We start from the raw sequence: 21,909 nt of genomic DNA on the forward strand, positions 1-21,909 counted from the left end.
CCCCAGCCACCTCGACCAGCCCCCGCTCCTCCAGGCGGGCGAGCAGCTGACCTGCGGTCACCTTCGACAGCCCGGTCCGTTCGCCGAGCTCGGCCCGGGTGAGGGGGCCGTCCCCGAGGAGCAGCTCCAGCGCCGCGCGATCGTTCAGCCGGCGGAGCAGCCGGGGGGTTCCCGGGTCTCGACTCATCAGCGCACCCTTCTCGTCACGATCGGCTAACGGGCGTTTCTTTTAAGAAAGTTTCTTGTTAGTTTAGCAGGCATCGTTCGGCATTGACGATCAGCCTGGTGCGGACCGTAGGCCAGCACCCGGGAAGGGAGAACCCTGTGAGGATCGCGAAGATCACAGCCACTGCGGTCGCCACGGCCACGCTGGCCTTGGGCCTGGCCGCCTGTGGGTCGAGTGACACACCCCCCACGTCCTCACCCGCTGCCGCCGGCGGCCCCAAGTTCGCCGGCAAGACCCTGACGATGTGGCGCCTGGGAGACAGCAACCCCGACGCCAAGAAGTACAACGAAGAGCTGATCGCCGAGTTCCAGAAGCAGACCGGCGCCAAGGTGAACGTCGAGTGGATCCCGTGGGCGCAGGTGAACGACAAGTTCGCCGCCGCCGCGGCGGGCGGCGCGGGCCCCGACGTGACGGAGATCGGCAACGACCAGGTGCCGCTCTGGCACAGCCAGGAGGCCCTGGAGCCGGTCACCGACATCGTGTCCTCGGGCGACCAGGCCCAGATCCCGAAGAACCTCATGGGGCTGGAGACCATCGACGGCGAGACGTACGCCATCCCGTGGGGCGGCGGCAGCCGGGCGGTGCTCTACCGCGCCGACTGGTTCAAGGAGCTCGGCATCGAGGTCCCCAAGACGTGGGACGAGCTCGTGGCCGCGGCCAAGAAGATCCAGGAGGAGAAGGGCTCCGACGTCGACGGCTTCGCCTTCAACGGCGGCTCCGACGCCAACCACCTCCTCGGCGCTCTCGCCTGGACCGCCGGCGGCGAGTACGCCGTCAAGGAAGGCGACCGGTGGGTCGGCAAGCTCACCGAGCCGAGCTTCAAGGAGGGCTTCGCCCAGTACACCGGTCTGGTCACCGACGGCCTGTCCAGCAAGTCGCGGCTCAGCCAGAACACGACCGAGATCCGTACGCGCTTCTCCAACGGCAAGGTCGGCATGTACCTCACCGCCGCGTGGGACCTGGCCACCATCGAGGAGGAGAGCAACGGCGAGCTGAAGGGCGACAAGCTGGCCTTCTTCCCGCTCCCGGCCAAGGACGGCGGCGAGGCTCAGTCGTTCCTCGGCGGCAACGACATCGCCGTCTGGGCCCTGGCCAAGGAGATCGACGCGGCCAAGGAGTTCGTGAAGCTGGCCACCAACAAGCAGTGGGGCGTCCGGTACGCCACCGAGGGCGGCCTCCTGCCGGTCTACTCCGACGCCCTGTCGGCGCTGGCCAGTGACCCGGTGCAGGCGCCGTTCGCGGCCGCGTTCGCCAAGGCCAAGGCCTTCCCCGCCGACCCGCAGTGGACCGAGGCCAACGAGACCAAGGCGGTGCTGCAGAACGCCGCGCGCCAGGTCATCGAGGGCGACGCGACCGCGGACGAGGCGTTGGCCGCGGCCAACAAGGAACTCGAAGACATCCTCAACGCGTCCTGAAGCCCCATGACGAAGACCTCAACGCTCCCCCGGGGTGAACGGAACTCCGCCACCCCGGGGCGGCGCCGCGCGCATCCCCCGAGGAAGTCCAGCGGGCTGCCCGTCTGGTCGATCCCCTACGTCCTGCTGATCCCGGGCCTGGTGGTCATCGCCGCCCTGCTGCTGTACCCGCTGGTCCAGATGGTGACCATCTCGTTCCAGAAGGTGGGGCTGGTCCAGATCTCCGGCCGCCGGCCCGCCGAATGGCTCGGCTGGGAGAACTACACCGGCATCTTCGACAACGACATCTTCTGGTCCTCGCTCCGCAACACGGTGCTCTTCGCCGTGGTCGCGGTGCCGCTGACGCTGATTCTCGGCACCGCCGTCGGCGTGCTGCTGCACCGGCTCGGCAGCAAGATGTCGCTGTTCGTGATCATCGGCATCATGTTCGCCTGGGCCGTCCCGCCGGTGGCGCAGGGCGTGATCTGGCGCTGGTTGTTCGACGCCGAGGCCGGCATCATCAACTGGGCGCTCAACCTGCTGCCCGACTGGCTCTCCAGCGCCCTGTTCGGCCGGGCCGACTGGACCGGCGAGCCCTGGCTCAACGACACCTGGTCCATCTACATGGTGCTGACCATCTGCGTCGTCTGGGCGGGCTTCCCGTTCATCGCGGTCTCCGTGCTGGCCGGCCTCAAGGGCATCCCCGCCGAGCTGTACGAGGCCGCCCGGGTCGACGGATCGACCCCGTGGCGGACGTTCAGGAAGATCACCTTCCCGCTGCTCAAGCCGGTGTTCGCGGTGCTGACCGTGCTGTCCATCATCTGGGACTTCAAGGTCTTCTCCCAGCTGTACGTGCTGGCCGGCACCAACAACCGGGAGGCGTTCAACCTGTCGATGTACGCGGTGACCGAGGCGTTCAAGGCCCCGCCGAAGATGGGCTCGGGCGCGGCCATCGCCGTCGTGCTGACCATCATCCTGCTCATCGTCACCGCCGCCTACATCCGCCAGATGTTCAAGCAGGAGGAGCTGTGATGAGCCCGCTGGCCCGCAGGCGGCTGACCAAGGCCGCGCTCAACACGACGGGTGTGCTGGTCTTCCTGGTCGCGACCTTCCCCGTCTACTGGATGGTCTCCACGGCCTTCAAGACGAACGACCAGATCTTCACCACCGACTTCATCCCGTTCCCCACCCAGTTCACCTTCGAGCACATCTCGCGCGTGCTCACCGACGGTGTGGCCGGGCACTCGATCTGGCTCTACCTGCGCAACAGCGCCATCGTCGCGCTGGGCACGGTGCTGATCGGCGCGGTCTTCGCGCTGCTGTCGGCCACGGCGGTGGCGCGGTTCCGGTTCAAGGGCCGGGTGCCCTTCCTGGCGCTGCTGCTCGTCGTGCAGATGATCCCGGCCGAGGCGCTGGTCATCCCGCTGTTCCTGAGCGTGCGCCGGCTCGGCCTCTACGACCAGCTGCTCGGCCTGATCGTGACGCAGGTGGCGCTGACGCTGCCGTTCGGCATCTGGATGTTGCGCACGTTCGTCGCGGCCGTGCCGAAGTCGCTGGAGGAGGCGGCCTGGATCGACGGCGCCAGCCGCTTCACCACCTTCTGGAAGGTGCTCTTCCCGCTGGTCGCGCCTGGGCTGGTGGCCACCAGCATCTTCTCGTTCATCACCGCGTGGAACGAGCTGATCATGTCGCTCTACCTGATCAGCGACCCCACGAAGTACACCATGCCCGTCGCCCTGCAGTACTTCTTCGGGCAGAAGGGCACCGACTGGGGCGCCATCATGGCCAGCTCCACGATGATGACCCTCCCGGTCGTCATCTTCTTCCTGTTCGTCCAACGCCGCATGGTCTCCGGCCTGGTCGCCGGGGCCGTGAAGGGCTGACCCCCGGCCATGCCGGACAACCGATGAGGAGCCATGAGTCAGAGTGATCGGGGGCTGCGCCGCCTGGCGGCCGGCACACTGCTCGTTTCCTTCCAGGGCACCACGGCGCCCGCATGGGTGCTGCGCGAGCTGGAGCAGGGCCTGGGAGGTGTCACGCTCTTCGGCTGGAACGTGGCGGACCCCGGCCAGGTGCTGGAGCTGACCACCGCGCTGCGGGGAGCCGGTGAGCCCGTCATCTCGCTGGACGAGGAGGGCGGCGACGTGACCCGGCTGGCCTACCACGCCGGGAGCCCGTACCCGGGGAACGCGGCGCTGGGGGCCGTGGACGACGTCGCCCTCACCCGCCGGATCTACCGGGCGATCGCCTCGGAGCTGGTCGCCTGCGGCGTCAACCTCGACATGGCGCCGAGCGCCGACGTCAACACCGAGGCCGACAACCCGGTGATCGGCACCCGGTCGTTCGGCGCCGACGCCGAGCTGGTGGCCCGCCACACGGTCGCAGCCGTCGAGGGCCTGCAGTCGCTGAACGTGGCCGCCTGCGTCAAGCACTTCCCCGGCCACGGCGCCACCCGCGTCGACTCCCACCTCGCCATCCCCGTCGTGGACGTCGGCCTGGACGTGCTGCGCGAGCGCGAGCTGGCGCCGTTCCGCGCGGCGATCGGGGCGGGAGCCAGGTCCGTGATGACCGCGCACGTGGCGGTGCCGGCGCTGACGGGCGAGACGCCCGCCACCTTGTCCGGCGCCGCGCTGACCGGGCTCCTGCGGGGCGAGCTCGGTTACGACGGCGTGGTGGTCACCGACGCGCTCGACATGCACGCGATCACCAAGAGCGTGGGCCTGGCCGGCGGGGCCGTACGGAGCCTCGCGGTCGGGTCCGACCTGCTGTGCCTGGGCCCGGTGCCGGGCTACGACGACGTCCTGGCGATCATCGCCGAGATCGTCGCCGCGGTGGGCGACGGGCGGCTGCCCGCGCAGCGGCTGGAGGAGGCCGCCGCGCGGGTGGCGGCGCTGCGGGAGTGGTTCGCCGCACCGCGGCCCGCCGCCGACGAGCCTGGCGCCGTGGGCCTGGACGCCGCCCGCCGCGCCGTACGGCTCACGGGGACCGCCGAGCCCCTCGTCGAGCCGCTGGTGATCGAGGTGGACACCCCGCCGACGATCGCCGTGGGCGAGGTGCCCTGGGGCGTGGGGCCGTGGCTGCCCGAGGCCGAGATCCTCCGGATCGCGCCCGCGTCCGCGGACGTGCCCGGACTGCTCGCCAAGGCCGTGAACCGGTCGCTGGTCGTGGTCGTCAAGGACGCGCACCGCCATCCGGCCAGCCGCGAGATGGTCTCGGCGCTGGTCGCCGAACGCCCCGACACGACGGTGATCGAGATGGGCCTGCCCGTCTGGCGGCCCACCGGCGCCGCCTACATCGCCACGTACGGCGCCGCCCGCCCCAACGCCCAAGCCGCCGTCGAACTCCTCACCGCCTGAGCCACTCGCGCCGCGAGCTGCCCACCGCCTGGACTTCCCCACCGCTCTAGGAGACGAGCAGCTCCTCGCGGGCCTGTTCGAGAGCGGCCAGCACGGCGCCGCGCAACACCGGGTTGCGGTCGGTCACCGTCGTGGTGACCACCTGAGGGCGGACCGGGCAGATGCGGGCCACCGCCTCCTCCACCCGGGACGTCAGCGCGGCGCCGCCCGCGTGCCCGACCTCGCCGGCCAGCACCACCAGCCCAGGGTCGAGGATCACGCACACCGCCGCCACCCCGAGGGCCAGCCGCTGGGCGATCTCGTCGAGCAGCGGCTCGCCCTCGGCCCCGGCGGCCACGGCCACCTCGACGCACTCACCGGCGCTACCCGCCGCGAACCCGTACCCCCGGGCCAGCTCGGTCACCGCCTCGGCGCTGACCAGCGACTGCAGACCGCCCGCCAGCGACGGCAGCCGCCCGGGCGAGGTGCGGATGTCCTCCGGCAACGGCACGCCGGGCACCGGCAGGTAGCCGATCTCGCCCGCGCTGCCCGACCTCCCGCGGTGGAGCCTGCCGCCGAGCATGACCGCCAGGCCCAGCCCGCGGCTGGCCCACAACAGCACGAAGTCGTCGACCCCCTTGGCGGCCCCGTCGGCGTGCTCGGCGATGGCGGCGAGGTTGACGTCGTTCTCGATCGTCACCTCGCGCCGCAGATGGCCCGCCAACGCCTCGTGGACGCCTTCGTGCCAGCCGGGTAGGTCGAAGGAGAAGCGGATGTCGCCGCTGCGCGGATCGACCACGCCAGGGGTGCCGATCACCACGCCGCGGAGCTTGGAGACGCTGACCCGGGCGCCGCGGCAGGCCTTGACGATGGCGCCGTGCACGACCGAGACCGGGTCGTCGTCGCCGTCGGGCTCGACCGACACCTCGCCGATCGTGTGGCCGTGGATGTCGGCGACCACCGCCGAGACCAGGTCGGGCCCGACCTCCAGGCCCGCGACGTACGCGCTGGAGGGGATGACGGAGTAGAGGGCCGCGTTCGGCCCGCGCCCGCCGGCCTGGGCGCCGACCACCTCGACCAGGCCGCGCTCCTCCAGCCGGGCGAGCGTCTGCGAGGCCGTGACCTTGGACAGGCCCGTCAGGTCGCCGATCTGCCCCCGCGTCATCGGCCCGGTGGCCAGCAGCAGCTCCAGCGCGGCCCGGTCGTTGATCTCCCTGAGCAATCTGGGCACACCAGGGCGTCGCTCCACGCTGTATCCCACCGTCACATCGAAAAGGTTGTTGGAAGTTTAGCGCTCGGCACTTGCGCGCCGCTGCGAGCGGACAAGAGGATGCCTGACGCGGACGGTTGATCCTGCAGGAGGATGCCGTCACGGCGCGTACGGAATGTGAATCTCCTGCATGTTCTGGCGGCCTTGCGGCTAACCAGTGATGACCAGGAGGGATAATCAAGAACATGCGCCTATCCGCTCGTGTCGACTACGCCCTCCGCGCCGCCGCCGAACTCGCCGCGGCCGGCGCCGGCCCGACCACCGTGGGCGAGCTCGCCAAGGAGCAGGACATGCCCCCCAAATACCTGGAGAACATCCTGCTCCAGATGCGCCGCGCCGGCCTCGTCCGCGGCCAGCGCGGCCCCGAGGGCGGCTATGTGCTGGCCAGGCCGGCGTCCGACATCTCGCTGGCCGACGTGATCCGGGCTGTCGACGGCCCGCTGGCCAACGTCCGGGGCGAACGGCCCGAGCACGTCGGCTACCGCGGCCCGGCGGAGTCGCTGCAGCAGGTGTGGATCGCGCTGCGCGCCACCGAGCGCTCGATCCTCGAAGAGGTCACGCTGGAGCACGTGTCGTCGGGCTCCCTGCCCGACCGCATCCGCCAGCTCGCCGCCGACCCCGCCGCCTGGGACTGACGAGACCACCGCCCTCGTCCCGGCCACCGGTCCATCGGCGAGCCCGCGAACGTCCCGCCGTCCATCGTCACGAGCTCGCGGTCCTCACCGCCGCACCACTTGGCCGGTCAACGGCACGCGCGTCACGGCGCGCACCCCGTGCGGGTCAGCGGCCGTATTCCTGGAGGCCCTCAGCCCCGGTCGGCGGGTGGCGGCCTGCTTGGCCCCGCCGTAACAGAGAAAATGTTTCCGCGACGGAACCGACCGCGAACATCGCCGGCCGGTTCAGAGCCAGGTGGTGCCCAGCCAGGCGGTCGCGGCCGCGGCGGCCAGGAGGGCGATGTTGAGTCCGATCAGCCGGGCCTCGCCACGGGAGAGGTGGACCGCGATACCGCCGACCTGGATCAGGACGAGGCCGATCGCCGCGGCGATGGCGAGCCAGGGCGTGATTCCGGTCAGCGGCGGCAGGACGAGGCCGGCGGCGCCGAGAATCTCCAGCACGCCGATGAGCCGGAGGAGCGGCATGGGAACGCGGTCGACCCAGCCCATCATCGGCAGGAGCCGTTCCTGGCTCTGGATGGCCTTCTTACCTCCGGCGTAGAGCGGCCGGACGATCCGCACGATCCTCGACCGGATCTGCGACAAGTGGACCCTCCTGGTCGTGGCAACCCTTGATCAGGAACGGCTGCGCTTCGGGCGCAGTCTCATCTCGCCCGCGCTGGCGCTGGCAAGCTGGGCCATCGACCACATCGCCGACATCGAGGCCGGCAGAACCGCCTACGAGACCCGAAACGGCTGATCCTGTGCCCCGACGCCCGCTGTCCTCCCGCCTGGGGAGTCCGGGACCAGAGCACCCGCAGCGGCGCGAACCGCCGAGGGGCAGGGTTCCTAGACTGGAGGGATGCCGGAAGGGGACGCCGTCTATCGGGCCGCCGCGCGCCTCAGGGGCGCGCTGGACGGCCGCGTACTCACGCGATCGGATTTCCGCGTCCCCCGGCACGCCACCGCCGACCTCACCGGCCGCGCGGTCGTCACCACGATCTCCCGCGGCAAACACCTGCTGACCCGCGTCGAGGGCGCTCTCACCGTCCACACCCACCTGCGCATGGACGGAAGCTGGCGCATCACCCCCGCGGGCCGGCGCGCCACCCCTGGCGACCAGGTACGCCTGATCCTGGCCAACGACGAATGGCAGGCGATCGGCGTCAAGCTGGGAATGGTCGATCTCGTCAGAACGGACGACGAGGCACGCCTGGTGGGCCACCTGGGGCCCGATCTGCTCGGCCCTGACTGGGACCCGGAGGAGGCCACGCGCAGGCTGCGAGCGGCGCCCGGCAGGACCATCGGGGAGGCGCTGCTCGATCAGCGCAACTTGGCGGGGATCGGCACGATCTATCGCGCCGAGACCCTCTTCCTGCGGGGGGTCTGGCCGTGGCGGAAGGTCGGGGAGATCGACGATCTCGAAGGGCTCGTGTCGCTGGCCCAGCGGCTGCTGGCGGCCAACAAGGGGCACGCGGGCACGGTGACCACAGGTGATCGCCGACCGGCGAACCAGACCTGGGTCTATGGCAGGGCGGGGAGGCCCTGTCGCCGATGCGGCACCCGCATCAGCCGTGCGGAGATGGGGGCGCAGCCACAGGAACGGCTGATCCTGTGGTGTGCGGGCTGCCAGCCGCGTTAGGCAGCCACCATGTCCTTGACCTCAGGGAACACCGAATCGGACATCGGCCCAGGGACCGTCTCCGGAAGCAGGCGCTCGTGCTCGGGCACCTCGGCCAACACAGGGGCAGCCTGGAGCTCCGCCAGCGCGAACTGGTCGGACACCTCACGCAACACCTGCGACAGCGGCACTCCAAGCGCGCCGCAAATGGACGCGAGCAGCTCCGACGAGGCCTCCTTCTGGCCGCGTTCGACCTCGGACAGGTAGCCGAGCGAAACACGCGCCAGCGTGGACACCTCTCTCAGCGTCCGCCCCTGCCGCACCCGCAACCGCCTCAGCACGTCGCCGAGCAGCTGACGCAGCAGAATCATCTGTCGCTCCCTCCCCGGCGCGGATGTCTTCACCACGCCCCGCGCGATCGGATCGTGCCGCACATTGGTCTTCTTCGCTTCGTACATACTCCTCGCCGTCATCGTGGGGCGACGCGGCCCCTGGACCGCCACTCGTGGCTCGTTGCGCGACTCATCAGGCCCGCCTGCCGGGCGCTCGGTGCTTGCAGTTGGCTCACGGACCTCACTCACAGCTCCACCGTACCCGTATCCACCGACACCGCGTCAGACCGCGCATCGCATGTTCGCTCGGGACGTAACACGGTAATCATCCGGAATGTTCCCCTACGTTAGCCTTCAGCACACTTGAAAGAAGATCGACTACCTCGTCCACCGTCCCTACCCTGATACGTTCGCGCGACCCGTCCAGTTTCAACTCCCGGGACCAGATCTTCCCTCCGGGCCCCGCGACGGCCGCGTACACGGTGCCGACGGGCTTGCCGTCCTGCGGCTCCGGACCGGCCACCCCGGTCACCGCCACCCCGTACGTCGCCTCGCACAGCCGTGCCGCCCCCGCGGCCATCGCCGCCGCCACCTCGGGGTGCACCGCCCCTTCACGGCGCAGCAGCTCCCCCGGCACGCCCAGCACGTCACGCTTGACCTCGGTCGCGTACGAGATCACCCCGCCCCGGAACGCCTTCGACGCCCCCGCGACCGACGTGATCGTCGCCCCGATGAGCCCTCCGGTCAGCGACTCGGCCACCGCGACCGTGGCCCCCTGGCCGACCAGCAGCGCCAGCATGCCCGCCACATCCGCCATCGTTCACTCCCCTCGTGCCCGCCTGGCCACGCTACGCAGTTTCACCGCCCTGACGATGTAGTCGACGCCGGTGCCCACGGTGATCAGCACCGCCGCCCCCATCACCACCCACCGGACGAGGTCGGGCACGAAAGGCAGCAGATAGAGCACGATGGCCGTGATCTGCAGCACGGTCTTGACCTTGCCGCCGTAGCTGGCCGGGATGACCGCGTGCCGCAGCAGCAAGAAGCGCAGCGCCGTGATGCCCAGCTCTCTGACGAGGATCACGATCGTGACCCACCACGGCAGCTCGCCGAGGATCGACAGGCACACCAGGGCCGCCCCGGTCAGCGCCTTGTCGGCGATCGGGTCGGCGATCTTGCCGAAGTCGGTGATCAGGCCGTATCGCCTGGCCAGCTCGCCATCGAGGTGGTCGGTGATGGAGGCCACCGCGAAAAGCGCGAGCGCGGCCACCCGCCACCCGGTGCCCGGCAGGAAAAGACAGAAGACGAAGAAGGGGACGAGCGCCAACCGGAGGACCGTGAGGACGTTGGCGATGTTCCACGGGCTTACCACGCGGCGCTCGTCCCTCGTCATGGACCGGCCTTGATGCGCGCGATCAGGTCGACCCCCTCGGCGTCGACCACCACCGCGCGCACGATCTGTCCCTGGACCAGGCCGATGCCCTGGACCGTCACCGAGCCGTCGACCTCGGGGCCCTGGTGGGCGGCCCTGCCCTCGTAGCCGCCGTCGCCCAGGTCGTCGTCGATCAGCACGTCGACCTCCGTCCCGATGCGCTCCTCCGCGCGCTGGGCGGTCAGCTCCTCGGCCAGCTCGGTGAGCACGCGGACGCGCTCGTCGACGACCTCCTGCTCCAGCTTGCCCGGCAACCGCGCGGCCTCCGTGCCGTCCTCGTCGGAGTAGCCGAACACGCCGATCACGTCGAGCCTGGCCCGCTCCAGGAACCCGACCAGCTCGCCGAACTCCTCCTCGGTCTCGCCGGGGAAGCCCACGATGAAGTTGGACCGCACGCCTGCCTCGGGGGCGCGCTCACGAATGGTGTCGAGCAGCCCGAGGAACCGCTCGGGGTCGCCGAAGCGACGCATCCGCCGCAGCACGCCGTTGCTGGCGTGCTGGAAGGAGAGGTCGAAGTAGGGCGCCACGCCCTCGGTGCCGGTGATCACGTCGATCAGCCCCGGACGCAGCTCGGCCGGCTGCAGGTAGCTGACCCGCACCCGCTCGATGCCTTCGACGGCGGCGAGCTGGGGCAGCAGCTGCTCCAGCGCCCGCAGGTCGCCCAGGTCCTTGCCGTAGGAGGTGGAGTTCTCGCTGACCAGGACGAGCTCGCGCACGCCCCGGTGGGCCAGCCAGTCGGCCTCGGCCAGCAGCTCCTCGGGCCTGCGGGAGACGTAGGAGCCGCGGAAGGCCGGGATGGCGCAGAACGTGCAGCGCCGGTCGCAGCCGGAGGCCAGCTTGAGCGAGGCCACCGGGCTCTCGTCGAGCCGTCTGCGCAGCACGCGCGGCCCGCTGGCCGGCGCCACGCCTTCCGGCAGGTCGCCGTGGCCCGGGATGTGGGACTTGGCGGCGCTCGCCCGGTCGACCGGGGAGATGGGCAGCAGGGTGCGCCGGTCGCGCGGCGTGTGGGGCGTCAGCGGCCGGCCGGCGATCACGTCGTCGAGGCGCCCGCCGATGTCGGCGTAGTCGTCGAACGAGATGACCGCGCTCGCCTCGGGCAGGGCCTCGGCGAGCTCCTTGCCGTAGCGCTCGGCCATGCAGCCCGCGGCCACCACCTTCGCGCCCGAGTCGGCGGCGGCCAGGAGCGTGTCGATGGAGTCTTTCTTGGCCGAGTCGATGAAGCCACACGTGTTGACGACGACGACGTCGGGGGCGTCGTCGCCCAACTGCCAACCGGCAGCCTCGAGTCGCGCGGCCAGCTCCTCGGAGTCGACCTCGTTACGTGCGCAGCCCAGAGTGATCAGCGATGCGGTTCGGCGGGATGACATGGTGAACACTACGGTATCGGGAGTTGGCCACCACCCGATGCACGGGTTCCCCAGCTGATCTCCAGGTGATCTACCTCGACTGCGGTTTCGGCGGCAGGAACGATCTCCGCACGACCTCTCCCGTACCGCCCAGCTCCCTGACCCGCTTGCCGTTGACGTGCACCGTCACGGCTCCGGCGTCGGCGATCAGCACGTCGACCCGGTCGGCCGCGCGCCAGGTGGACGTCTTTCCCGCCTTGAGCCTCCCGGCGAACAACTTGCGTCCCTTGGCGTCGTGCACATTCACGTACGACGACCGCTTGGCCTTCATCCGCACGGTCACCATGTTCTTGCCGGCCGTCTTAGACGGCTTGGGCCGCGGCGTCTCGGTGATCGGGGTGTTCGGCGGGACGCTCGGCCGCGCCGAGGCCGCCTGCATGTCACCCGTACGCACGTGGTCGCTGGCGCCGCCCAGCACCCGCAGCGTCCCGAAGATCACCGCGACCGCCAGCGCCACCCCGAGCGCCATCGTCCAGTTGGGCCCGCGCCGCTCCGGCAGATGGATCTTGCGGTCGGCCTGGAACACGGCCGACGCCGGCATCGGCTTGGGCGCCCCGCCGTGCTGCTGGTCGAACAGGTGGACCGTGGCGTCAGGGTCGAGCCCCACGGCCTTGGCCACCGCTCTGACGTGGCCCCTCGCATAGAAGGCGCCTCCGCCCTGCTCGACGTCGTCCTGTTCCAGAGCCTGAATGATCGACTCACGAACTCTCGTGGCCGCGCTGACCTGCGCGACCGTAAGCCCTGCCGCCTGCCTGGCCGCCGCCAGCATGGCCCCGATGCTCTGCTCCTGCACAGCGAACCGCCCCCCCCCACCACAGGCCACTACTCTTCGTGGTGAGACATATTCAATCAGTTATCGCCGTGCAAGCACGCATTGGGGTCATTCGCCACGCAGATCGGCCAGCAAACCCGGCAGATCGTCGGGCTTCACGAGCACCTCACGCGCCTTGGAGCCCTCGCTCGGGCCGACCACGTTCCGGCTTTCGAGCAGGTCCATCAGGCGTCCCGCCTTGGCGAAGCCGACCCGGAGCTTGCGCTGCAGCATCGACGTCGAGCCGAACTGTGTGGTCACGATCAGCTCGGCCGCCTGGACCAGCAGGTCGAGGTCGTCGCCGATGTCGCCGTCGATCTCCCGCTTGACCGGCGCGGCGGCCACGTCGTCGCGGTATTCGGCCTGCATCTGCGTCTTGCAGTGCGTGACGATCTCGGCGATCTCTTTCTCCGAGACGAACGCGTTCTGGATGCGGATCGGCTTGCTCGCGCCCATCGGCAGGAACAGCGCGTCACCCTGGCCGACCAGCTTGTCGGCGCCCGGCTGGTCGAGGATGACCCGTGAGTCGGTGAGCGACGACACCGCGAACGCCAGCCTGGACGGCACGTTGGCCTTGATCAGGCCGGTGACCACGTCGACCGAAGGCCGCTGGGTGGCGATCACGAGGTGGATGCCGGCCGCGCGGGCGAGTTGGGTGATGCGCACGATCGAGTCCTCGACGTCGCGCGGCGCCACCATCATGAGGTCGGCCAGCTCGTCCACGATCACCAGCAGGTACGGGTACGGCTGGTAGACGCGCTCGCTGCCGGGCGGCGGCTGCAGCTTGCCCGCGCGTACGGCCTTGTTGAACTCGTCGACGTGCCGGAACCCGGAGGCGGCCAGGTCGTCGTAGCGCCGGTCCATCTCGCCCACGACCCATTCGAGGGCCTCGGCGGCCTTCTTCGGGTTCGTGATGATGGGGGTGATGAGGTGGGGGATGCCCTCGTACACGCTGAGCTCGACACGCTTGGGGTCGACCAGCACCATGCGCACCTCGTCGGGCGTGGCGCGCATGAGGATGCTGGTGATCAGCCCGTTGACGCAGACGGACTTACCGGCGCCGGTCGCGCCCGCGATGAGCAGGTGAGGCATCTTGGCGAGGTTCGCCACGATCGTCCGGCCCTCGACGTCTTTGCCCAGGCCGACGATCATCGGGTGGTGGTCGGCCTGCGCCACCTGGGAGCGCAGCACGTCGCCGAGCGCCACGAGGTCCTTGTCGGCGTTCGGGATCTCGACCCCGATGGCCGACTTCCCCGGAATAGGCGACAAAATCCGGACATCGGCTGACTTGACGGCGTACGCGATGTTCTTGGTGAGCGCGGTGACCTTCTCCACCTTGACCGCGGGCCCCAGCTCGATCTCGTAGCGGGTCACCGTCGGGCCCCGGGTGAACCCGATCACCTGCGCGTCGATGCCGAACTGCTCCAGCACGCTGGTCAGCGCGTTGACCACGGTCGTGTTGGCCTTGGTCTGCGGCTTCGGCGCCGTGCCGGGCTTGAGGAACTGCAGGTCGGGCACCGCGTACGGCCCTGCCTGCGGCGACAGCACGAGCTGCTCCACCTTGCGCGGCGCGGGCGTCGGCAGCGGCGGCTCCTGCCTGCGCTCGGTCTCGGGCGCGGGCGTCTCCTCCTCGGTGAGCCCGGGCACGATCTCGGGCGAGTGGTCGCGCCGCTCCTTCTCGGACAACACCGGGGTGTCATACGGCTTGACGATCTCGACGCCGTCGCCGTCGACGGGTTTCTTGGCCTTGACCCGCCTCTTGGCCGGCGTCTTCTGCTGGTCGGTCTCCGACTGCCGCTCGAACAGCATGTGCCGCAGCTCGGCCAGCCGCTCAGGGATGCGATGGACCGGCGTCGCCGTGATGACCAGCACGCCGAACCCGGACAGGAGCAGCAACAGCGGAATCGTCACCCACGACGGCAGGATGCTCATGGGGGGCGCCGACACGAGGAAACCGATCATGCCGCCGGCCGCCGACACCTTGTCCATGCCCTGGCCCTGGCCCGCCGGGTAGGGGGTGCCGTTCGTCACGTGGATGACGCCGAGCACGCCGACGACCAGCGCCGCCCAGCCGATCACCATGCGGCCGGTGTCGGCGTTCTGGTCGGGGTGGCGCAGGTAGCGCCAGGCCAGCAGCCCGAGCAGCAGCGGCAGCGCCCACGCCAGCGACCCGAACACGCCCCGCACGGTCACGTTGACCACTCCGGCCACCGCGCCGTCGGAGTTGCGCCAGGTCATGGCCGCGAGCACGATCGCCGCGGCGAGCACCGTCAGTCCCACCCCGTCGCGCCGGTGCGCCGGATCGAGCTCGCGGGCGTTCTTGCCGAGCGCCCGCGTGGCGCTGCCGATGCCATTGGCGAGCAACATCCACAGCCCGACGATCAGCTTGCCGATCATGGTGAAGACCCAGCTGATCGGGTCCTGGTGGGTCGTCGAGGGCTTGCGACCGGAGGCGGCTCCCTTCGCCCGAGGACGTCCCGCCGACGTGGATCCGCGCTTGGCGGGGGTCGAGCGTGACGAGGTCGACCGCTTCGCCGGCCCCTTCGATGCGCTTTTCGGCGTACGGGTGGCCATGATGCCAAAGGTACGTCGGAGACACCGTCGTACGCGCGTAGGCTCGCCGGTGTCCTGACATGTGAGCAACCGAAACCTGATCACGTGGCGGCCTTCTTGACAACTGGACATGCCGACGGCCCCCGGTCTGTCACCCTGGAGTGACCGAACTGCCACATCGAGTGATGTTCTAGGACGCAGAGTGGACACGACCCGGGTGTCGAGCACGGCCTTCGAGGGCACTCCCCATACCCCGGCGCACGCGCGCAAGTTCGTCCGCCAGGTGCTCGGCGAATGGCGCCTGAGCCACCTGGCCGAGGACGCCGTGCTGCTGACCAGCGAGCTCGTCACGAACGCCGTCGTGCACGCGGGCACCGGCGTCGAGCTGACCTGCCGCCTCGACGTCGACGCCGTACCGGCCAGGCTGGAGATCCAGGTCGACGACCACCACCCCGCGCGGACGGTCCCGGAGAATCCCGGTGAGTCCCCCGGCGGGCTGCCCACGTCGGGACGGGGGCTCGCGCTCGCCGCGCTGCTGGCCGACGCCTGGGGCGTCACCTACACCAAGACGGCCAAACGGGTCTGGGTGCGCATGGAGCTCGGCGAGGGCGGCGATCCCCGCGAGGCCCCGCTCGCCGCCGTGCCGGCCGGCCCGCTGGAGGCGCTGCACGTCGGGGTGGTGGTCGCCGACCGCGACGGCGTGGTGGAGTCGTGGAACCCGGAGGCGGAAAGGCTCCTCGGCTGGTCGGCGGAGCAGGCCGTCGGCCGGTCGCTGAAGGAGCTGGTGGCCTGGCGGGGCCACGGCCCGTACGCGCTGTCGCTGGCCGACACGCTCGGGCTGGGCCGCTGGCGGGGCGAGGTGCGCATGCGCCACCTCGACGGCCGGCTGATCCCCGTGTACGTCTCCCACCTGCTCAGTCAGGGCCATGCCGGCGAGCGCCGGGCCATCTGGATGGTGGTGTCGCGCGAGCACCGCTACGTCCTGACGCCGCCGCCCGCGCCGATGCGCAGGGAGGCGGGCCGGCGCATCAAGGAGCTGCTCGACCGCGACATGCCGTTCACCGAGCTGCTGGACACGATCGCCCAGGTCGTGCAGGTGTCGAGCGGCGGCGACGCGGCGTACGTGCTGCTGGCCGCCGAGGACGGCAGCCGGTTCGGCGTGGCCGCGGGCGCGGGCGCGACGGCGGGGTTGGTGGGGGTGCTGGCCACCGGCGTGCTCGGCGCCGACCGCAGGACGCCCGCGCTGGTCGCCGATCTGCTGGCGGGCGACGTCGAGCTGGCCGAGCAGCTGCGTGCGCGCTCTCTGGCGTGCGCGCCGCTGCTGGTGACCGGCGAGGTGATCGGGTTCCTCGTGGTGACCGCCGCCCAGCCGGGCCGCTTCGACGACGAGCTGACGGTCAGCCTGCAGCACATCGCCGACCAGGTGGCCGTGCCGCTGCAGCGTGAGCGGCTGGCCGAGCAGGACCGCGCGCACCGGGGGCGGCTGTCGTTCCTGGCCGAGGCGGGCGAGCTGCTGGCGGGGGTGCACGACGAGGAGCTGATCGCGGCGCTCACCGCGCAGCTCGTGGTGCCCAAGATCGCCAGGTGGGCGGCGGTCTATCTGACCGACCTGACCGGGATGACCAGGCTCGCCCATGTCTGGCACAGCGAGGAGGGCCACAACGCCGAGCTGCGCACGTCGCTGCCCGCCATCCCGCGCAGCGCCCTCGGCGACGTGAGCTGGCCGGTCGGCCCGGAGACCGTGCTGGCCTTCCCGCTGTTCTCCCAGGGCAGGTCGCACGGCGCGCTGGTGATCGGCCGCGCCGAGCCGACGCTGCCGCTGGAGGTCGCCGACCTGCTGGCCGACCTGTGCCGCCTGGTGGCGCTCAACCTGCACACGGCCATGCTGTACGCGCGCCAGGCCACCCGCTCGCGCGTGCTGCAGCGCAGCCTCCTGCCGATGCGTGTGGCGCCCATGCCCGGCCTGGAGTCGGCGGTCGTGTACGAGCCGGCCGAGGAGGGCGCCGACGTCGGCGGCGACTTCTACGACCTGTTCACCGTCGGCGACCACTGGTGCTTCGCGTTGGGCGACGTGTGCGGCAGCGGCCCCGAGGCGGCCGGCGTGACGGGTCTGGCCCGCCACGCCGTGCGCCTGCTGGCCAAGGAGAACTACACGGTGGCCGACATCCTCGACCGGCTCAACCAGGCGCTGCTGGAGGAGGGCGACGACGACCGGTTCCTCAGCCTGCTGTGCGGGGAGCTGACGCCGCTGCCCCAGGGCGGCGCGCTGTGCACGGTCGCCTCGGCCGGTCATCCGCCGCCCCTGCTGCTGCGGGCCGACGGCCGGATCGAGACCGTGGCGACGCCGCAGCTGCTGCTCGGCATCGAGACCGGCGCCCGCTTCTACGTCGAGAGGTTCGAGATGGCGCCGGAGGACGTGCTGCTGTGCGTCACCGACGGGGTGACCGAGCGGCGCGACGGCGACCGGCTGCTCGACGACGGCGACGGGCTGGCGCGGCTGCTGTCCGGCTGCGGGGGGCTGAGCGCCCACGCGGTGGCCGAACGGGTGCGGCTCGCGGTCGAGACGTTCGCCACCGAGCCGTCGCAGGACGACGTGGCCCTTCTGGTGATCAAGGCCTCCGCCGTCCTGCGCCAGCCGGTCAGATGAACCGGTACGACGTCGTGGAGGTGCGCCGCTCGCCCGGCCGCAGCACGGTCGAGGGGAAGCGCGGCTGGTTGGGCGAGTCGGGGAAGTGCTGGGTCTCCAGGCACAGCCCGGCGAACGGCCCGTACGGCGTGGCGGTGCCGTCGAGCATGGCGCCGGTGTAGAACTGCACGCCCGGCTCGGTGGTGGTGACCTCCATGGTCAGGCCGCCGCCCGTCACCGTGATGCCGCCGTCGAGCACGAAGCAGTGGTCGTAGGCGCCGTCGTTGCGCTCCCCCACCGCGTGCGGCGCGGTGAAGTCGAACGGCGTGCCCTTGACCGGCGCGAGCTCGCCCGTGGGGATCTTGTCGTCGTCCACCGGCAGGTAGTGTGCCGCCTCCATGCGGACGACGTGGTCGAGCACGTCGCCGCCGCCCTTGAGGTTGAAGTAGGAGTGGTTGGTCAGGTTGGCCACCGTGGGCGCGTCGGTCTCGGCGGCGTAGTCGATGCGCAGCGCGTCGTCGGCGAGCGTGTACGTCACCGAGACGGTCAGCGTGCCCGGGTAGCCCTGGTCGCCGTCGGGGCTGGTGAGCGTCAGGGTGACCGAGTCGTCGGTCCTGGCGGCAATAGTCCACACCTTGCTGTCGAAGCCTTCGGTGCCACCGTGCAGGCTGTTGGGGCCGTTGTTGACCGGCAGGCGGTATTCGACGCCGTCGAGGGTGAAGCGGGCGCCGGCGATGCGGTTGCCGTAGCGGCCGACCACGGCGCCGAAGTAGCGGCTGCGGGTGAGGTAGTCCTCCTGCGTGTCGAGCCCGAGTACGACGTTGACCCCGGACACCTCCAGCCTGCGGACGACGGCGCCGTAGGTGAGCACCTCGGCGCGCAGCCGTCCCGACGACAGCTCCACGCACTCGACCTGCCGGCCGGACGGCAGCGTTCCGAAGATCATGTTCTGGCCCTTCCCGTGGACTCGCGGACGATGAGGGCGGTGTCGAGGGTCACCGTGGCGCCCTCGCCCCCCGACTGCAGCAGCAGGTCGACGGCCATCCTCCCCGCGGCGGCCGCCGGCATGGCCACGGTGGTCAGCTTGGGCCGGTTGAGGCGTCCGGGCAGGATGTCGTCGAACCCGATCACACTAATCTGCTCTGGAACCTTGATCCCCATCGCCGCGAGCCCCTCGACGAGGCCGAGGGCGAGCAGGTCGTTGTAGGCCAGCACCGCGGTCGCGCCGCAGGCCGCCACCTCCGCAGCCATGGCCAGGCCGCCGCCCTCCGTGGGCTGGTTGGGGCCGAAGGAGACCAGGTCGAGCCCCTGCGAGCGGGCGGCCACGGCCTGCATCTCGTTGCTGGTCCACGAGCCGGCCGGGCCGCAGACGAGCGCGATCCTGCGGTGGCCGAGGCCGGCCAGGTGGTCGAGGGCGAGAGCGGCGCCCTGGGCGACGTTCATGAGCACCGACGGCATGCCGCGGATCCGGCGGTTGACCACGACGAACGGCACGTCCTCGGCCAGGCGCTCGATCACCTTGTTCGACAGGCGGGGGCTGCACAGCAGGACGCCGTCCACCTGCTTGGTGAGCGTCCTGATCAGCTCCTCCTCCACCCGCGGGTCCTCGTCGGTGTCGGCCACGAACACGTGGTGGTCACGGCCGCGGGCCTGCGCCTGGGCGGCCTTGATGAGCGGCGGGAAGAACGGGTTGGAGATGTCGGCGACGATCAGGCCCAGGTTGAACGTGCGCCCCGTGGTCAGCGCCCGGGCGGCCCGGTTGGGCCGGTAGCCGAGGTCGTCGGCGGCGGCGAGCACACGGCTCCTGGTGGCGGGGTTGACCAGATGGGGCGCGGAGAAGGCGCGCGACACCGTGGACACGTGCACGCCGCTGACGCGGGCCACGTCCTTGATCGTCGCCGCCATCGCCGCCCTCCCTTGCAAACGGTTGCCAGACCAAGCCTTGACCTTTGCCGGTGGCGGCGTCAAGTTGACTGCAACCGATTGCCATCACCAGGAGCCGCCCAGCTCCTTCAGCGTGAACACGCCGCCGGCGCGGTGGTGGACCGGGTCCGCGAGATCGGGCTCACCGTGCTCGGCGATGAGCGCGGCCGCCTGAGACTCGGAGGAGTCGCGGGAGACGTACCCGATGGATTTCGCCTCCTCCAGCGACCACCAGCGGCGGGCGTTGTCGGAGACGCCCCAGACGACGTGGTAGCCGGGCGCGGTCAGCGCGGCCTCGACGAGGCGGGCGAGGTCGTCGGGCGAGATCCAGGTGGCCAGGCCGCGCGTGTCGGGTGAGCGATCGTTGCAGGTGCCGAGCCTGATGACGGTCACGTTCATGCCGAACCGGTCGTGGAAGAGGCTGCCGAGTGCCTCCATGACGACCTTGCTCACGCCGTAGTACGTGTCGGGGCGCGGAAAGGCGTAGTCGGGCAGGTCCTCGCCGGACTCCGGCCGGGTGTGGAAGCCCGCCGCGTGGTGGCTGCCCATGAGGACGACGTGCTGGACCCCCTCGTTGTACGCCGCCTCCATCAACACCTGCGTGCCCTCGATGTTGGCCCGCACGATGTCGGCCCAGGGACGCTCGCGACTCTGACCTCCGAGGTGCAGCACGGCGTCGACACCCTTCATGGCCTCGGCCATGTCGGCGGGATCGGCCAGGTCGGCCGTCACCCACTCCTCCCCCGGGCCCGGCTCGACCGGCTGGACGTCGGAAAGCCGCAGCGTACGGCCCGCACGGGCGAGCCGCGGCCGAAGCAGCGTCGCGACTTTCCCCGCGGCCCCTGTCATGAGAATGCGCATGCATCCATGGTGTACACGATTCTGACCCGAATTCACATCCTTGAATATTGACCGTGCGCCATGTCACTAGTTACGTTCACAGGCACACATCCAAGTGCGCGACTCATGTCCACATATGTGAACAGGAGGCGGTCTTATGTCACGTCGTCTGCTGGGAGTCGCTCTAGCAGCGGCCTTAGCCGCAGGGCTGACAGGCTGCGGTTCCGACGGATCGACAGCGTCGGACAACAACACATTAGAGATCTGGATCAGGCAGGCGCCCGATTCGGAATCCGCCAAGACGGCGAAGAGGCTCGCCGACGCATTTACCAAGGCCAGTGGGGTTCAGACGAATGTCGTCGCCATTTTCGACGATTTCGAAACCAAACTGAACCAGCAGGCCGCGCAGCGCCAACTCCCCGACATCGTCATCAACGACACCGCCCAACTCGGCGCCATGCAGTCGCAGGGCTGGCTCCAAGAAGTCGACAAGGCGGCGCTGGCCGGCGGCGACCAGCTGTCCGACCTGGCATGGAAGGCCGCGACCGGCAGCGACGGCAAGACCTACGGCGCCCCCTTCTCCGCCCAGTCGTTCGCGCTGATCGTGCGCAAGGACTGGCGCGAGAAGGTCGGCATGGAGGCGCCCGAGACCTGGGAGGATCTGACCGCGCTGGCCAAGGCCTTCACCGAGCGGGACCCCGACGGCAACGGCACCGCCGACACCGCCGGCTTCGTCATCCCCGCCGGCACCAAGCGCGGCTACGCCTCCTGGTACGCCTCCTCACTCATCTACGCCAACGGCGGCGACTTCCTCAAGGCCAACGGCCCCGGCAAGTACGTCGCCACGGCCAACGACCCCAAGGCCGTCGAAGCCGTCCAGTACCTGCAGGACCAGTTCTGCGACAACAAGACGGTCAACCCCGGCGCGGTCAGCAACGACACGACCGTCACGCACGAGGTCTTCGAGAAGGGCCAGGGCGGGATCTACCTGGTGGGGCCGTACGTGCTGGCCCGGTTCGTGGAGAGCATCGGCACCGACAAGATCGAGGTGCTGCCCGTGCCCAAGGGCCCGTCCGGCGGCCCCGGCACCCTCGGCGAGGGCGAGAACGTCTACATGATGGCCGGCTCGCAGATGCAGGACGCGCAGAAGAAGTTCGCCGAGTTCGCGATCTCCCCCGAGGGCCAGCGGATCGGCATGAACAAGGACGCCAACGGCGCGATCGTCCGTCTGCCCGTCAACACACAGGTCGACATGGCCGCCGAACGCCAGGACCCGCGCTGGCAGGTGTTCCAGGAGTCGTACGCGAACGCGGTCTACGCGCCGCCCGTGCCCAACTGGGCGCCGATCCGCCAGGACTCCGCCGACACCATCAACGCCGTCTGGGCCGACTGCTCCGCCGACGTCAAGACCGCGATGGACGAGCTCAACACCAAGCTCACCCAGGAACTGCAGAGCCAGAACGCGTCATGACGTCCATCCCCACCCC

General features: G+C 70.4%; 21 protein-coding genes. 9 read left to right on the forward strand and 12 right to left on the reverse strand.

What is annotated here, in order from left to right:
• Positions 1-187 (reverse strand): MarR family transcriptional regulator (locus tag E1286_RS34180; protein WP_132619189.1); only part of this gene is annotated, 187 nt, incomplete at its 3' end.
• A gap of 137 nt (positions 188-324) precedes the next feature.
• On the opposite strand from E1286_RS34180, the gene E1286_RS34185 reads away from it, so the two are divergent.
• From E1286_RS34185 to E1286_RS34200, 4 genes are read left to right on the forward strand one after another with little or no spacing between them, the layout of a single operon-like run.
• The gene (locus E1286_RS34185) at positions 325-1,641 is read left to right on the forward strand and encodes an extracellular solute-binding protein (RefSeq protein ID WP_132619191.1); all 1,317 of its coding nucleotides are present in this window, start codon (positions 325-327) and stop codon (positions 1,639-1,641) included.
• A 6-nt stretch (positions 1,642-1,647) separates the two neighbouring features.
• Positions 1,648-2,652, forward strand: a complete 1,005-nt coding sequence (locus E1286_RS34190) for a carbohydrate ABC transporter permease (RefSeq protein ID WP_132619193.1) — start codon at positions 1,648-1,650, stop codon at positions 2,650-2,652.
• Positions 2,652-3,503 (forward strand): carbohydrate ABC transporter permease, encoded by an 852-nt coding sequence (locus tag E1286_RS34195; RefSeq protein ID WP_132619195.1) that lies wholly within the window; start codon positions 2,652-2,654, stop codon positions 3,501-3,503. Before E1286_RS34190 ends, E1286_RS34195 begins: the two co-directional genes overlap by 1 nt.
• A 33-nt stretch (positions 3,504-3,536) precedes the next feature.
• Entirely contained in the window at positions 3,537-4,976 is a 1,440-nt protein-coding gene (locus E1286_RS34200; RefSeq protein WP_132619197.1) for a glycoside hydrolase family 3 protein, read from the forward strand.
• A gap of 46 nt (positions 4,977-5,022) precedes the next feature.
• On the opposite strand, the gene E1286_RS34205 is transcribed toward E1286_RS34200, so the two are convergent.
• Complete coding sequence (locus E1286_RS34205; protein ID WP_132619199.1) at positions 5,023-6,204, reverse strand: ROK family transcriptional regulator; 1,182 nt, start codon at positions 6,202-6,204, stop codon at positions 5,023-5,025.
• A 206-nt stretch (positions 6,205-6,410) separates the two neighbouring features.
• Between E1286_RS34205 and E1286_RS34210 the strand changes: the two genes are divergently transcribed.
• The gene (locus tag E1286_RS34210) at positions 6,411-6,860 is read left to right on the forward strand and encodes an RrF2 family transcriptional regulator (RefSeq protein ID WP_111181941.1); all 450 of its coding nucleotides are present in this window, start codon (positions 6,411-6,413) and stop codon (positions 6,858-6,860) included.
• A gap of 264 nt (positions 6,861-7,124) precedes the next feature.
• Here E1286_RS34210 and E1286_RS34215 read toward each other — a convergent pair whose 3' ends face one another.
• A complete protein-coding gene (locus tag E1286_RS34215) occupies positions 7,125-7,484 on the reverse strand; it encodes a DoxX family protein (protein WP_132619201.1) in 360 nt (119 codons plus the stop codon).
• A gap of 16 nt (positions 7,485-7,500) precedes the next feature.
• Here E1286_RS34215 and E1286_RS34220 point away from each other — a divergent pair, with 16 nt between their 5' ends.
• Both E1286_RS34220 and E1286_RS34225 read left to right on the forward strand, forming a co-directional pair.
• On the forward strand, positions 7,501-7,638 hold the full coding sequence (locus tag E1286_RS34220; protein WP_223190694.1) for a hypothetical protein: 138 nt from the start codon (positions 7,501-7,503) through the stop codon (positions 7,636-7,638).
• A gap of 102 nt (positions 7,639-7,740) precedes the next feature.
• On the forward strand, positions 7,741-8,520 hold the full coding sequence (locus E1286_RS34225) for a DNA-formamidopyrimidine glycosylase family protein (RefSeq protein ID WP_132619205.1): 780 nt from the start codon (positions 7,741-7,743) through the stop codon (positions 8,518-8,520).
• Here E1286_RS34225 and E1286_RS34230 read toward each other — a convergent pair.
• The 6 genes from E1286_RS34230 to E1286_RS34255 form a co-directional block, all read right to left on the reverse strand.
• Positions 8,517-8,870: a helix-turn-helix domain-containing protein gene (locus tag E1286_RS34230; protein ID WP_132619225.1), complete on the reverse strand. Its 354-nt coding sequence runs from the start codon at positions 8,868-8,870 to the stop codon at positions 8,517-8,519. The two genes, E1286_RS34225 and E1286_RS34230, sit on opposite strands and share 4 nt — an antisense overlap.
• Positions 8,871-9,156: 286 nt before the next feature.
• Positions 9,157-9,648 carry a CinA family protein gene (locus tag E1286_RS34235; protein WP_132619207.1) on the reverse strand — a complete coding sequence of 164 codons (492 nt, stop codon included), beginning with the start codon at positions 9,646-9,648 and terminating at the stop codon, positions 9,157-9,159.
• 3 nt (positions 9,649-9,651) lie between these two features.
• Positions 9,652-10,224: a CDP-diacylglycerol--glycerol-3-phosphate 3-phosphatidyltransferase gene (gene pgsA / locus E1286_RS34240; RefSeq protein ID WP_132619209.1), complete on the reverse strand. Its 573-nt coding sequence runs from the start codon at positions 10,222-10,224 to the stop codon at positions 9,652-9,654.
• Entirely contained in the window at positions 10,221-11,630 is a 1,410-nt protein-coding gene (gene rimO / locus E1286_RS34245) for a 30S ribosomal protein S12 methylthiotransferase RimO (protein ID WP_132619211.1), read from the reverse strand. Before rimO ends, pgsA begins: the two co-directional genes overlap by 4 nt.
• 70 nt (positions 11,631-11,700) lie before the next feature.
• A complete protein-coding gene (locus E1286_RS34250) occupies positions 11,701-12,462 on the reverse strand; it encodes a helix-turn-helix domain-containing protein (RefSeq protein WP_132619213.1) in 762 nt (253 codons plus the stop codon).
• An 87-nt stretch (positions 12,463-12,549) separates the two neighbouring features.
• Positions 12,550-15,054: a DNA translocase FtsK gene (locus E1286_RS34255; protein WP_132619215.1), complete on the reverse strand. Its 2,505-nt coding sequence runs from the start codon at positions 15,052-15,054 to the stop codon at positions 12,550-12,552.
• 181 nt (positions 15,055-15,235) lie between these two features.
• Between E1286_RS34255 and E1286_RS34260 the strand changes: the two genes are divergently transcribed.
• Entirely contained in the window at positions 15,236-17,680 is a 2,445-nt protein-coding gene (locus E1286_RS34260) for a SpoIIE family protein phosphatase (RefSeq protein ID WP_165970041.1), read from the forward strand.
• Here E1286_RS34260 and E1286_RS34265 read toward each other — a convergent pair.
• The 3 genes from E1286_RS34265 to E1286_RS34275 all read right to left on the reverse strand — a co-directional run bounded on the left by E1286_RS34265 (position 17,673) and on the right by E1286_RS34275 (position 20,443).
• Positions 17,673-18,605 carry an aldose epimerase family protein gene (locus E1286_RS34265; RefSeq protein ID WP_132619219.1) on the reverse strand — a complete coding sequence of 311 codons (933 nt, stop codon included), beginning with the start codon at positions 18,603-18,605 and terminating at the stop codon, positions 17,673-17,675. The two genes, E1286_RS34260 and E1286_RS34265, sit on opposite strands and share 8 nt — an antisense overlap.
• Complete coding sequence (locus E1286_RS34270) at positions 18,602-19,564, reverse strand: LacI family DNA-binding transcriptional regulator (RefSeq protein WP_132619221.1); 963 nt, start codon at positions 19,562-19,564, stop codon at positions 18,602-18,604. Before E1286_RS34270 ends, E1286_RS34265 begins: the two co-directional genes overlap by 4 nt.
• An 84-nt stretch (positions 19,565-19,648) precedes the next feature.
• Positions 19,649-20,443 carry an NAD-dependent epimerase/dehydratase family protein gene (locus E1286_RS34275; RefSeq protein ID WP_246075450.1) on the reverse strand — a complete coding sequence of 265 codons (795 nt, stop codon included), beginning with the start codon at positions 20,441-20,443 and terminating at the stop codon, positions 19,649-19,651.
• A 136-nt stretch (positions 20,444-20,579) separates the two neighbouring features.
• On the opposite strand from E1286_RS34275, the gene E1286_RS34280 reads away from it, so the two are divergent.
• Positions 20,580-21,893 carry a sugar ABC transporter substrate-binding protein gene (locus tag E1286_RS34280; RefSeq protein WP_132619223.1) on the forward strand — a complete coding sequence of 438 codons (1,314 nt, stop codon included), beginning with the start codon at positions 20,580-20,582 and terminating at the stop codon, positions 21,891-21,893.
• The last annotated feature ends 16 nt before the right edge of the window (positions 21,894-21,909 follow it).

This window comes from Nonomuraea terrae, assembly GCF_004348995.1.
GTDB classification, from domain to species: Bacteria; Actinomycetota; Actinomycetes; order Streptosporangiales; family Streptosporangiaceae; genus Nonomuraea; species Nonomuraea terrae.